The sequence below is a fragment of the Bartonella sp. MM73XJBT.G genome (assembly GCF_028618435.1).
GTDB lineage: Bacteria > Pseudomonadota > Alphaproteobacteria > Rhizobiales > Rhizobiaceae > Bartonella.
Window position 1 is genome coordinate 106,533 of sequence record NZ_JAQISW010000006.1, and the last position, 13,238, is coordinate 119,770.

Annotated in this window: 12 protein-coding genes; 10 read left to right on the plus strand and 2 right to left on the minus strand. The window is 40.9% G+C overall.

Annotation, left to right across the window (positions count from 1 at the left end; genetic code table 11):
- Positions 1-685: 685 nt before the first annotated feature.
- Entirely contained in the window at positions 686-1,057 is a 372-nt protein-coding gene (locus PVV59_RS05080; protein ID WP_273755000.1) for a helix-turn-helix domain-containing protein, read from the minus strand.
- Between the two features lie 576 nt (positions 1,058-1,633).
- On the opposite strand from PVV59_RS05080, the gene PVV59_RS05085 reads away from it, so the two are divergent.
- The 6 genes from PVV59_RS05085 (at position 1,634) to PVV59_RS05110 (ending at position 6,991) form a co-directional block, all read left to right on the plus strand.
- Entirely contained in the window at positions 1,634-1,894 is a 261-nt protein-coding gene (locus PVV59_RS05085) for a hypothetical protein (RefSeq protein ID WP_273755002.1), read from the plus strand.
- 140 nt (positions 1,895-2,034) lie between these two features.
- Positions 2,035-2,748 (plus strand): protein TolQ, encoded by a 714-nt coding sequence (gene tolQ, locus PVV59_RS05090; RefSeq protein ID WP_273755003.1) that lies wholly within the window; start codon positions 2,035-2,037, stop codon positions 2,746-2,748.
- Between the two features lie 15 nt (positions 2,749-2,763).
- Positions 2,764-3,216 (plus strand): protein TolR, encoded by a 453-nt coding sequence (gene tolR / locus PVV59_RS05095; RefSeq protein ID WP_273755005.1) that lies wholly within the window; start codon positions 2,764-2,766, stop codon positions 3,214-3,216.
- A 107-nt stretch (positions 3,217-3,323) separates the two neighbouring features.
- Complete coding sequence (locus PVV59_RS05100) at positions 3,324-4,751, plus strand: cell envelope biogenesis protein TolA (RefSeq protein ID WP_273755007.1); 1,428 nt, start codon at positions 3,324-3,326, stop codon at positions 4,749-4,751.
- A 39-nt stretch (positions 4,752-4,790) separates the two neighbouring features.
- Entirely contained in the window at positions 4,791-6,116 is a 1,326-nt protein-coding gene (gene tolB / locus PVV59_RS05105) for a Tol-Pal system beta propeller repeat protein TolB (protein ID WP_404978356.1), read from the plus strand.
- Between the two features lie 731 nt (positions 6,117-6,847).
- Complete coding sequence (locus PVV59_RS05110; protein ID WP_273755009.1) at positions 6,848-6,991, plus strand: hypothetical protein; 144 nt, start codon at positions 6,848-6,850, stop codon at positions 6,989-6,991.
- Between the two features lie 580 nt (positions 6,992-7,571).
- On the opposite strand, the gene PVV59_RS05115 is transcribed toward PVV59_RS05110, so the two are convergent.
- Positions 7,572-8,318, minus strand: coding sequence for a YebC/PmpR family DNA-binding transcriptional regulator (locus PVV59_RS05115; protein WP_005774608.1), 747 nt, complete (start codon positions 8,316-8,318; stop codon positions 7,572-7,574).
- A 381-nt stretch (positions 8,319-8,699) separates the two neighbouring features.
- Here PVV59_RS05115 and PVV59_RS05120 point away from each other — a divergent pair, with 381 nt between their 5' ends.
- From PVV59_RS05120 to tilS, 4 genes are all read left to right on the plus strand, one after another.
- A complete protein-coding gene (locus tag PVV59_RS05120; protein WP_273755010.1) occupies positions 8,700-9,395 on the plus strand; it encodes a DUF1013 domain-containing protein in 696 nt (231 codons plus the stop codon).
- Between the two features lie 194 nt (positions 9,396-9,589).
- A complete protein-coding gene (pal, locus tag PVV59_RS05125; RefSeq protein WP_273755012.1) occupies positions 9,590-10,111 on the plus strand; it encodes a peptidoglycan-associated lipoprotein Pal in 522 nt (173 codons plus the stop codon).
- A gap of 53 nt (positions 10,112-10,164) precedes the next feature.
- Complete coding sequence (locus PVV59_RS05130; RefSeq protein ID WP_273755013.1) at positions 10,165-11,739, plus strand: tol-pal system protein; 1,575 nt, start codon at positions 10,165-10,167, stop codon at positions 11,737-11,739.
- 18 nt (positions 11,740-11,757) lie between these two features.
- Entirely contained in the window at positions 11,758-13,206 is a 1,449-nt protein-coding gene (gene tilS / locus PVV59_RS05135) for a tRNA lysidine(34) synthetase TilS (protein ID WP_273755015.1), read from the plus strand.
- Positions 13,207-13,238 lie beyond the last annotated feature (32 nt).

Genomic DNA, 13,238 nt, shown 5'->3' on the forward strand with positions numbered 1-13,238 from the left:
CATAGAAGGGATATTGAATGAGGGGCACGGGGTGAGGCATTTTATGGTGGGTTATTTTTGGTTTTTTTGTGCTCGAGGGGGCTTATGAAACTTGAAGGAAAATGAGAGAAACAATATCCGCCTGAGGCAATGTGTCATCTTATCATGATGAAACTTTATTAATCATGATCATTTATTACATTGTTATTTTCAGAGAAGGCTTGTAAGCTCTTTTATGAATTCACCAAAATCAATTTCTTGCATGTCACATTTTTTTCTTGTCACACGCAGGGTTGATGAGGGGATATAAAAAGGATTGAGAAAGGCATAAAATGTCTTTTATAAAGTTTTTTAAGTGCCAAGATTGATCACAAATTTTGAGCTGGAAACGCTTATCCTATCATGTCATAAAACACTGCTCTTTAGGGCGGTAGTCGTTGCACAATGTAAATGTAAGGGGGGGCTTGTGAAAGTGGGGGGATGAATATTTTAGGGTAGGCTGGGGAACACTTTTTTTGAGAGAGGGTGATAACCTATAAAATAATCAGCTGAGAAATCCGCTAGAACCAGAAGCCGGCGTGTTGATAGAGGATACGCAGTGGTGCGGGGATAGTTTCGTTTGCTTATTTCTGTCAAGATGTAAAAGCGTAAAAACGTGGATCTGTAAAAATGAAATAAAGGATTTGGGCTTTGTGCGTGCTTTTATCTAATCGGAAATTAACCACCAAATTGCCTTTTGTTTTTTAGGGTGGAGTTCTCTAAAAGTTTTCAAAAGGGTGTGTTCTTTTTCACTATAGATTTCTTGATCATAGTGGGAATGATGTTCTTTTGTGAGGTTATCTTCTTTTGTTGCAATATCCGCGTAAAAAAAGCTCATCGGAACTTCCAGTAAGTTGGCAATTTCTAGCAAACGTCCTGCGCTTACACGGTTTAACCCTTTTTCGTATTTTTGGATTTGTTGGAAACTAACACCTAAATGGCTTCCTAATTCTTTTTGAGAAAGCCTCATTGACATTCTTCTATGACGAATTCTTTTGCCAATAGAAATATCGTTAAAATGTGAATTTTTGGTTTGCATGTTAAGCCCCCGCCGGTTGCGAGCGCCCTCGCATTGGTATTCCGGGAGTTAAAGGTACTGAGCTCTAGTCAGCTTTTTGCTTTTAGTGCTTTTGGCACCTGGACATAGCAAAATCTCCCGGAATCCCGGGACACCCACAACAGTGGATTTATTTGTACGCTAGAGCTTAGGACCTTTAATCCCTCTTGATCGGTGCGTAGACGATCAAAATATCTTTTGATTGATAAAGCACTTTCAAGAGATTGGCAAGACCAATTAAAGCATTGGCTATGCTATTATACTGTCAAATAGTGCTATTTGAGAGTCGGGGATCTGAAGTCAACGAGAGGGAATTCGCTTTAAGGAAAACTGGATTGTTGATAGATTATTATTTGTAAAACGGTGCAGGGTTCGTTTTATTTGCTGATTTCTTTCAAGATAGAAAAGCGTAAAAATGTGGAACTGTAAAAATTAAGGAAGTTTTGTGGGGGCTTTAGAAATGGGATTGGAGAAACTTTCGTTCTTTGAAAGGGGAAGAGATTAAGAATATTTTGGGCAGGGTTTGTCTCCAGAGCCTTATGCAAGTGGACCGCATGAATGGTCAGCCATAGGAATCGGCTGAGAGAAGCCGGATTGTTCACACGAGATCGGTGCGAGGTGGAATTTTCGTCTTTTGAGATGAGGGGGGGACAAGTCAAGATGGTTGAGCGTTCTTTTCATAAACGGAAAGAAGGGGGATTGGGTTTCATGCTTTATAGGTATTGGTGGAGGGAGAAGCTCTATGGTTATCTTGTCGTTAAGGCCGTTGTGAAAGGGGTGCGCGGTGTCTTGAGAGATGTCTGTGATGATCACTTTTAAAAGAAATTTAAGAAACAGGTCTTGTTTTAGTGCATAGATTTATGTGAGACTAAAGTTTTTTACTTAAATTTAGAAACTATAAAACAATCTGCTTTATAGAATTTTAAGAAGTGCACCTTTCATTTAGAGGGACAAAAATTATGCCGCATGGTGAACTAATGAATCCGCAAACAATGGGAATGTTGCATTTGTTTATGCAAGCAAGTCTCGTGGTTAAAGTTGTTATGGTTGGGTTGCTGCTTGCTTCCGTTTGGAGTTGGGCCATTATTTTTGATAAAATTTTTACCTACCGGAGAATACGGCGTGAAATAAAGAAATTTGAACGGACATTTTGGTCAGGCAAAGCGCTAGAAGATCTTTATGTCGCTTGTAAAAGCCAACATACCAATAGCATATCTGCTGTTTTTATGGCAGCAATGGTTGAATGGAAAAAATCTCTTGAAAAAGGAACTCATACTTCGATCAGTTTGCAAAGTAGAATTGATAAGGCGATGGATCTAACACTGGGACGTGAAAGTGAAAAAATAGAATCAAAGTTAAGTTTTCTTGCAACACTAGGATCTGCAGGACCCTTTATCGGTCTTTTTGGAACAGTGATTGGTATTATGGAGTCTTTTCTTTCTATTTCTGCTTCTCAAAATACATCTCTTGCCATTGTCGCACCGGGGATTGCAGAAGCACTTTTAGCAACAGCTATTGGTTTGTTTGCAGCAATTCCAGCTGTTATTGCCTATAATAAGTTGACCCATGAAAGTGCGCGCATCATTGCACAAATCGAAAATTTTGCTGATGAATTTTCAACAATTGTCTCGCGGCGTATTGATGAAACACGCACAGCATCTTCCCCTTTATAAAAAGGAGCTTGTCCCATGGGAATTTCTGTTGCTTCTTCTTCTCGAAAAAATACACGGAGGCGGCATCATTCACGAAGCCAACTGATGAGTGAGATTAATGTTACCCCTTTTGTGGATGTGATGTTGGTGTTGCTTATTATTTTTATGGTCTCTGCGCCTCTTTTGGTGAATGGTGTTCCTTTGGATTTGCCACGCAGTCAAGCAGGACCCGTCCGTGCGCAAAAAACACCCCTTACGGTTTCACTGGATGCGCAAGGGCGCTTTGCCATTCATCAAGATTATTATGACAGTTCACAAGCGTTGATTGCACAGCTTAAAGCCCTTCTGGAAGCGGATTCTACACAAAAAGATCAACGGATTTTTGTGCGGGTTGCTAAAACTGTTGAATATCAACAAGTCTTAAAATTGCTCGCAGATATTCAAAAGGCTGGGTTTTCTCAAGTTGCGCTAGCAAGTCTAGCACAATAAATAACAAATAATAAAACTGACCATAACTGGTTGTTTTTAAATGTTTTTAAAAGATTACAGCGTGATTAAAAGTCAAAAAATACAAGGTATTAATTAAGGCATAAAGAATGAACAAAGACTCCTATCATAGTATGAAACGAGGCTTGGCTTTATCCCTTGTGGTCCATGTTATTTTTATCAGTTGGGGGGTTGTTCAATTTACAAACTCTGTTTCTTTGCCACAACCATTAGAAGCAATTCCCATCACTCTTGCACCTTTGAGCGAAGAGTTTTCTTCTCAACAAGGCGCTGTAGAAGCGCCACTCCATGCAATCCCCGCCGTTAAACCAACCACTTCTCCTCAAGAGATAGAAGATGCTCGCCATATTGGAGAAGGACAACAAGATAGTCTTGCACCTTTTCAACCAAAGGAAAAGCCGCGCCCCGTTGAAACAACACCGCCCCCGCCAAGTGAGCACGCATCGGAAATATCTGAACGTACAGAACCAACAGAAGAAAAAACAGAAGAGATTTCAAAAGCAGTGGAAGAAGCATCGAAGCTTGCGCCTCAGATGCCTTTGAGCGCCCCAGAAGATCTCGCTAAACTTACCCCTGAGGCGCCTTTGAGCACCCCGGAAGAAACATCGAAGCTTGCGCCTCAGATGCCTTTGAGCGCCCCAGAAGATCTCGCTAAACTTACCCCTGAGGCGCCTTTGAGCACCCCGGAAGAAACATCGAAGCTTGCGCCTCAGATGCCTTTGAGCGTCCCAGAAGATCTCGCTAAACTTACCCCTGAGGCGCCTTTGAGCACTCCAGAAGAAACATCGAAGCTTATTCCTGAAGTCCCCGTAGAAGCAGTGGAGGAAGTGTCTAAGATTGTGCCTGAGCTTGCGCACAAAAATGAAGAGAGGATATTGCCGAAAGAATTGTCTTCAACGGTGCAAAAGGCATTAGAAGAGCAGGTTGTTAAGCAAGCGCCCAAAATTGCACTTCCAGAAAAACCTCTTCTTCCGCAGTTTAAACCAAAATTTAATGAAGAATTTCTAATGAAGAATGGGGCTGCATTGAATCAAAAGACGTCAAAGCTTAACAAGAAAAATCAAGAGAAAAAGACCATTGAAGATATTTTAGCTTTGGAAGAAAATAATTTACTCAATCGTGCGCGCTCACAAGGAGGGGGCGCAAAACGTTCTCATACACCAGAAGCTTTGGGGGCAAGAAAAAATATTCATGATACCACAAAAATGGCACAAACATTGGTCAATATTGCGGGGGGATGTATTCAACAGAAGCTTAAACTTGTGGCACTTGGTGGCGATTTAAAAAATCGTCCCATCGTGCGGTTGCGCTTTTATTTAGACCGTGAAGGGATGGTGGTGGGCGATCCTATCATTGATCCTGTGAGCGGTCTTGAGAGCCAACAAGCGATTATGATAAGGCAGGTTTATGCGGCTGTCTTTTCATGCCAACCTTATGTAGATCTCCCCCGTGATCAATATGATCTGTGGGGGCAAGGTTTTGACTTTAATGTTGACCCCCTCCAAGAAATAAGATGATAAATAAAGAAAAAATCGCTTAATGAAAGGACACATTCTATGATGACTATAACAAGACATAAAGTTTTTACTTGGTTTATTGTCACTTGCAGTTTGTGGCTTTCAAGTCTTTCATCGGGTTATGCGCAATTGAAAGGAACAATTTCCAGTGCTGATTTTAATCCCATTCCCATTGCAATTACAGATTTTATTTCCAATGATTCGATTGGATTGAAAATATCGGCTGTGGTGACAGCCGATCTTGAACGATCGGGGCTTTTTTTACCGATTGATAAGGAACAGTTTTTTGAAAAAATTTCTAATCCAAATAAACAACCGCATTTTGTTTCGTGGCAGAAAATAAAAGCGCAAGGTTTGGTGACGGGGCAAGTCATGAGAGAAAACGACGGACGGTTGAGGATTGATTTTCGTCTATGGGATGTTTTTGGACAGCGACAATTGAAAGGACGGCGTTTTTATACCGCGACAGAACGTTGGCGGCGTGTGGCCCATATGATCGCTGATGAGATCTACAGTGAAATGACAGGAGAAAGCGGCTATTTTGATACAAGAATTGTTTTTATCGATGAAACAGGTCCCCAAAATGCACGCATTAAACGTTTAGCTATGATGGATCAAGATGGCGCAAATTTGATTTATATGTCTGATGGAAGTGAATTGATACTTACACCGCGGTTTTCACCAAAAAGGCAAGAAATCACTTATATGGCTTATGAGGATCATCAAATCCCTCATGTTTATCTACAACAAATTGAAATGGGGCAAAGAGAGTTGATTGGAACGTTTCATAACATGACAATTGCTCCGCGTTTTTCTTCTGATGGACAAAAAGTTATCATGAGTTTATTGCAAAATGATGGAAGTGCAAATCTTTACACCATGGATTTGCGGACCCGTACAATGACGCGATTGACAACAACTTCCGCCATTGATACCTCCGCTTCTTATTCACCAGATGGAACACAAATCGTCTTTTCCTCAGACCGTAGTGGAAAGCCACAAATTTATAAAATGAATGCCGATGGCAGTGATATTCAGCGTATTTCTTTAAACGAAGGGAGTTATTCGACACCTATTTGGTCGCCAAGAGGTGATTATATCGCCTTTACAAAACAATTAAGTGGACAATTTTCTATCGGTGTTATGCGCCCTGATGGACAAGGAGAACGAATTTTAACCACTGGTTTTCACAATGAAGGACCGACTTGGGCTCCCAATGGTCGTGTGCTGATGTTCTTTCGTAAAAACCCTGGCATGGGACCCAAAATCTATACCATTGACATTACGGGACGCAATGAACGCCAACTCCCCACACCCAATGATGCTTCCGATCCAGCATGGTCGCCATTGCTCAATATACAATAAAACAAAATACTTGATAAAAAAATAAAAACAGAGAACTTATAGAGTCTACGCAATCTCAATGGTCTTGAATCAGTTAAAAGAATGCCCTTGTGAGGGGGAGGTGGTTTTTATCAATTTCATCCGCCATCGTCTGTCATTTATCGATAGCCGAATCTTTTTGAGACGAAAACGTTTTTTAAAAAAACATTTCTTAAAAAATGGAGCTGTTTTAAGGTTTCTCGATTGCTTTTATTTTTCTAAACTGTCGCTATAGATCTTTTGACTTCCTTTCTGATCTGGTTTGCTTAAAGACCAGGTTGTTTTCAAACCGGTTCTTTTTGCTTTTCCCTTAAGGTGTTTTCCTTAAACGATAAGGAAGCTTGTGGATAAGCTCTATTTACAAGACGATGAATCGCGTCTTTTAAAAGAATATTGAAGTCTCTAGAAGTTTTTGAGGCTTCATAACAGATACAAATCATTGATTTATAATGATAATTTATTTTTATTCAACTTAAATAAGAACCTTTAAATACTGTAAGATTTTCTCATTTCAAATCTGCTTATTTTGAATCAATCAAAATCACTCGCTTTTATGTTACAAGTGGGATGAGCGTGTGAATAAAAATTATATAAGGACTAAAAATGTCTCTTATGAATCGTTTCAATGCAAGGGTTGTTTCAATATTGGGCGCTGGAAAATAGTGTGATGGTAATGCCTTGTTACGCCATAAGCGTAAAGATGGTGGTGCTTAATGGAGCAAGCAGTATCATGCAAGAAGCGTCTCTCATATTACAACCGCCTTACAGCCTTTGAGACAGTTCGTAAAAGGGTATTTTTCTCCTTTAAGCTTTATGCCACACAGGTATTTTCTGCTGAAGAATGTGCAAGTGTATGATTTTAATTGATGCACCATACACACAGATTTGAAATGAGAGAATTTGACGTTATGTAAGGGTTCTTATTCAAGTTCAATAACGCTAAACTGCCCTTATAAATCAATGTGATAAAATTATTGCTTTCAGTTTCAATTAAATTTTATGTGTGAGAAGAAGAATGCGTCTTTAAGAAAACCTGAATGGTTTACAGACCAGATCGGGGTGAAATTTTCGCTTCTTGAGGGGGGGGGAGGACAAGGAGACTCTTAAAAAAAACAAAGAGAGAGGCGATAGAGGGATCATCTTTGAGATATGTAAAAAGCCGTGAGACGATGGAGTTTTCGCTTTTATCATCAAAATTGTTTGAGTGTTCAAGGGCGCTCAAGGGGGCGGGGTTTGCTTTATGCTTTCTTTTTTCATCAATCTGCTTTTGGAGGCCATTGGTTCTATTTTTTGCGGTTGATTGATTGTGGTTTTCTTGGGCACGACCACGATTGACCCCGCTTTTTACGCGGGGCTTTTATATTTATGACCAAAGAGGCAAGGTGATTAGATGTTTTTCAGTCCCTTATCGATGAAGAGAGAGCTCAATGATGAGAATTATACGGACAGTTTTGCCAAAATCTCATCGCTGACATCAAAATTAGCATAAACATTTTGCACATCATCATCTTCTTCTAAGGTTGAAATCAGTCGTAAAACGGATAAAGCTTTTTCTTCATCTATTGGTGCAAGGGTGGTGGCTTTCCAAATTGTTTTGATTGATTCTGCTTCACCAAGTTTTGCTTCAAGTGTTTTTGAAACTTCACCAATATCTTCAAATGCGCAGGTAATATGATGTCCGGTTTCTTCGGATTGTACATCTTCGGCACCGGCTTCAATTGCTGCATCCATGATGTTGTCTGCTGTTCCTGCTTCTGGCTTATAAATTATTTCCCCAATCCGATTAAACATGAAACTGACCGATCCTGTTTCCCCTAGGGCTCCGCCTGATTTTGTGAAGGCGGCGCGCACGTTTGAAGCGGTGCGGTTACGGTTATCGGTTAAAGCTTCAACAATGACGGCAACACCACCTGGTCCATAACCTTCATAGCGTACTTCATCATAATTTTCGACATCGGTTCCTGACGCTTTTTTAATCGCGCGTTCAATATTGTCTTTTGGCATTGACTGTGCTTTAGCATTTTGAACAGCCAGCCTTAACCGTGGATTCATGGCTGGATCAGGAGCACCTTGTTTTGCTGCGACGGTAATTTCACGTGCAAGCTTAGAAAATATTTTCGAGCGCATCGCATCTTGACGCCCTTTACGGTGCATAATATTTTTAAATTGTGAATGGCCTGCCATAGTTTTCCTTCCTGTTTGAGGGCTTTCCTTCTGGGTTAGTTTTTTTTAGAATGTAAGGCGATAAAATCACGCATCCCACCAGAGTAAATGTGCCACAGCATGAGGTGAAATAATCAAATAAATCCTTTATAAGAAAATTAATCTTAAAGGTAAAGACACCTTCATTGAGGATCATTCCAAGAGAGATCTCTTGTCGTTGAGCAAAAATCACGCTATAATAGAGTATAATTTCATGGCAAAGTGGTTTATTCCATGCCTCGCTTTATTATAAAAGTGGGTGGAAAAGACGAACATATAAGAACATATAATGAAGAAGTTCCAGTGCTCTTGAGTGGGCGGTAAACTGCCTCATAGAAGAGGCGCAGAAGAGGATTTATAAAAATGGCAACGCAACTTTTGATGCCCAAAGCAACAGCTGTTTGGTTGGTTGATAATACAGCTCTTTCTTTTGAGCAGATTGCAGAATTTTGTAAATTGCATGTCTTGGAAGTAAAAGCTATTGCCGATGGTGAGGCAGCTTATGGTATTAAAGGTCTCAATCCGATTAACTCTGGGCAGTTGACGCGCAGTGAAATTGCACGGGTGGAGGCGGATCAAAACGCACGCTTGAAAATTTCTCAATCAAGGGTGCACATTCCTGAAAAAAAACGTAAAGGAGCACGTTATATCCCTCTTTCTCGACGTCAAGATCGTCCCAATGGTATCTTATGGTTGGTTACGAACCATCCTGAGTTGAAAGATGCACAAATTGCAAGGTTGATTGGGACAACAAAAGCAACAATTGAACAAATCCGCCTTCGAACCCATTGGAATAGTGCCAATTTGTCTCCTCTTGATCCTGTAGGGCTTGGTTTGTGTTCGCAAATCGATTTAGATTTTGAACTCCAGCGTGCGGCAAAAAATCGCCCTGTTGCTGCAGAAGAAGATAGGTCGTTGCTTCCCGCCTCTGTGACGGAAAACGCTGCTCTAGAGGAAAATAAAAGTGAAGACAATTCCCACAAAACTTTTGATGCTGATAAAGTTTTTGCAAAATTGAACGCACTGCAAAAAAATCGTGAAGATCAAGAGGAAGCGTAAGCGGTAGGACGTATCAGGGCAATGTTTCTCAATTTATCATGGAAATGTTAGAGGAATAACTGGGAGGGAAGAAAAATTGGCAGAGACTGAAAAATGATGACAAAAAACAAAAAAATTTCGTCTTCATTAGGAATTAACAGTTATTCTTAAAAATATTTTTAAGAATTTACCCTTCTTTAAAGGAAAAACGGACTATGTGCTCTACCCAAAATACTCTCTCTCGTTCCTTAGCGATACTCTTTCTTTTCGCCCTGTGTTTGGGTGGATGTGGCAAAAAAAATACCGGTGCATTTCACGGTATGAATGGCGCTTATATGAATGATGCTGGTTTAAATCAGGTGTTACCAGGTTCAGGACAAGAATTTACGGTTAATGTGGGTGATCGTGTGTTTTTTAGTCTCGATTCTTCTTCATTGAATGCAGATGCTGAACGTATTTTAACGCGCCAAGCAGAATGGTTGCTTCATTATCCTTATTATTCTATTATGATTGAAGGTCATGCTGATGAGAGAGGGACACGTGAATATAACTTGGCACTTGGACAGCGCCGCGCTGTTGCTGTGCGGAATTATCTCGTGTCTCTAGGTGTGTCTGCGCAACGGATTCAAACAATTTCTTACGGAAAGGAAAGACCTGTCGCGGTGTGTGATGATATTTCCTGTTGGAATCAAAATCGACGTGCTGTGACAACGCTAAGTGATATGAACAGTCATTAAATGAGCAAATTGTTTGTTTCTACCATTCAATGAACTCTTAAGGGGAGAAAAGAATGTATCGTAAAATCAATTGGAAAACGATCTTTTATATGGCGGTTTTCATAGCTTGTTCTACCTCATTTGCTGAAAGTGCGGCTCGAAAGACTTCTGAATATCCAGCACATGATACGGATAAAGCTTCCGATGTGATGGAAAAAGCTTCAGATGCCGCTGATAAGGCTGCTTCCGATGCGGTGAAGAAAGCCACGGATGCTGCTGATAAGGCTGCTTCCGATGTGATGGAAAAAGCTTCAGATGCCGCTGATAAGGCTTCCGATGCGGTGAAGAAAGCCACGGATGCTGCTGATAAGGCTGCTTCCGATGCGGTGAAGAAAGCCACGGATGCCGCTGATAAGGCTTCTGATGTGATGGAAAAAGCTTCAGACGCTGCTGATAAGGCTGCTTCCGATGTAGTGGAAAAAGCTTCAGACGCCGCTGATAAGGCTGCTTCCGATGTGGTGGAAAAAGCTTCAGACGCTGCTGATAAGGCTGCTTCCGATGCGGTGAAGAAAGCCACGGATGCCGCTGATAAGGCTTCTGATGTGATGGAAAAAGCTTCAGACGCTGCTGATAAGGCTGCTTCCGATGCGGTGAAGAAAGCCACGGATGCTGCTGATAAGGCTTCCGATGCGGTGAAGAAAGCCACGGATGCCGCTGATAAGGCTGCTTCCGATGTGATGGAAAAAGCTTCAGATGCTGCTGATAAGGCTTCCGATGCGGTGAAGAAAGCCACGGATGCCGCTGATAAGGCTGCTTCCGATGTGATGGAAAAAGCTTCAGATGCCGCTGATAAGGCTGCTTCCGATGTGGTGGAAAAAGCTTCAGACGCTGCTGATAAGGCTGCTTCCGATGTGGTGAAAAAAGCTGCTGGGGTTTCGGTGTATCAAGGGATTATTTTAGAGAATCAGCAGGACTTATTTAAAGATTATGATTTAGATAAGCTTTTGCATAAAATACGGATGGTGCTTGAGCATAACAATTTGAAAAATGTTAACAAGCAGTTTCACCGACTTTTTGATAAAAAAGACTCTTCTGTTTATTCTTGTTCCGTTGAAAGTGCTGCTTTGGATGAAAAATCTCAGACTGAAAAAGAAGAGATGGTGCAGGAGCTGAGTGCGGATAACCAGACAAAGGTTGCTGATGTGAAAGATCATGCTGTGAAGGAAACAGGGGGTATTTTTAAAAAAGCGCATGATGTAACGGTTCAAGCAGATCAAAGTGACACTCTTTCTTCTTCTAAAGCGTTGTATAAGGAAGGGTATGACTTTATTCGTTCTGCCAACTATGTTGAGGCTGAAAGGAGCTTTTGTGCTTTTCAAAATCGCTACAAAAAAGATCCTTTGAGTGATGATGCTTTGTTTTGGTTGGCTGAATCTTTGTTGGGACAAAAACGCTATTATGAAGCAGCACAAGTTTACCTGTCCGCATGGTATGCCGATAAAAAGAAGCTCTATACATCCGAGATTTTGCTGAAATTAGCAAGAAGTATGGTCGCTCTTGAGAAAAATGAAAAGGATTGTGCTCTTTTTGCAAAAAACAAAAAACATCATCAAATGTTAGAGTCTGTGTTTTGTAACTCTCTAAAATAAGCAACGAGGTCATTTTCGGTGTGCGTTAGACTAGCAAGAAATCTCTTTAAAACATCGGATTTTATTCAGTGTCGACGAGTGATTCTTGCTGTCTCAGGGGGAAGTGATTCTTTGGCTTTGATGTTTTTGGTTAAAGAGTATTTGGATACGCTCTCTATTCCTTTAGAAATAATTGCTGTTACGGTTGATCATCAATTGCGTAAAGAATCAGCGCGTGAAGCAGAAACTGTTGCGGAAATTTGTCATGACCATCACATTAAACATATCACTGTGCGGTGGGAAGGCAAAAAACCAAAGACGCATATTGCTTCCAGCGCTCGTATTGCACGCTATAATCTCTTAGTTCAGGAAGCACAAAAACAACGTGCCTCCCTTATTATGACCGGCCATACATTCAATGATCAGGTTGAAACCTATCAAATGCGCTCTCAACGTCTCCAAAAGAGTAGGGGGGGTCTCCAAAAGAGTAGGGGGGCTTTGCGCAGTGAAGTTGGTGCTATGTGTGATGAAGATCATGCCAGAGAAACGAGAGAAAATATTGCCGAAAAAAACGATGGAATCTTATATGAGCGTGGTTTATCTTGTATCCCGCGTGAGTCATTGCTGCATAGAAAAGTACGTTTGATTCGGCCGCTTCTTGGTGTAAAACGCCAAACATTGCGCAATTATTTAAGCGTGCAAGGAAAAGTGTGGATTGATGATCCAAGCAATGAAGATCGCAGTTTTGAACGCGTGCGTGTGCGTCAATCTCTTCCTCCGCAAAAGCTTGCGGATATTGCTCAAAAAATAAATCAGGCTGCATTGCGGCGGCGTCAACACGCGCAAAATATTGCCGATTTAATCTTAGCACTGGATATTACGGTTCAATATGGGCGTTGTTTCATCAAAAAGCCTGCGTCACTTTTACACAAACATGCCTGTTTCCCTTTCGTTGTTGGGCTTTTTGCGGTGTTGATGGGTGGGGGATTTTATTTGCTTCCTTCAAAAAAATTAAGCATGCTTGTTCAAAAACTCTCTCTTCATTCTTCCGAAAAGCGGCGTTTTACTTATGCGGGCTGTGTGATTGAATATAATAAAGATGGCATTGCTTTATGGCGTGAAAAACGCAATATGAAAGAGGTTTTTGTAGCGCCGGAGGAAACACTCATGTGGGATGGGCGCTATCAGATTACCAATCATGGATCTGAGGCTATAAAGGTTGGAGCCGCAAATTTAGAACAGCTGAAACCTTTATTGAAAAACAGCAATTTTAATCTTAAAAAGCCTCATTTGCCCTCTTTACAATCACTGCTGATGATTTCAAATGATAAAGGGTGTGATATTCCTGAGTTGATTTCTCAAGCGATTATTCATAAAAACGTTATCATCAAGCGAATTATGGCGCCTTTTGATTGGCTTTCCTCACGCGAAGATACTGCGCTGGTGAATGTTGTAGAACCTTTTTTTAATCTTGAGGTGAAAAGATAAAGAAAAATAACTCTAAAAGAGAATAAACCGTC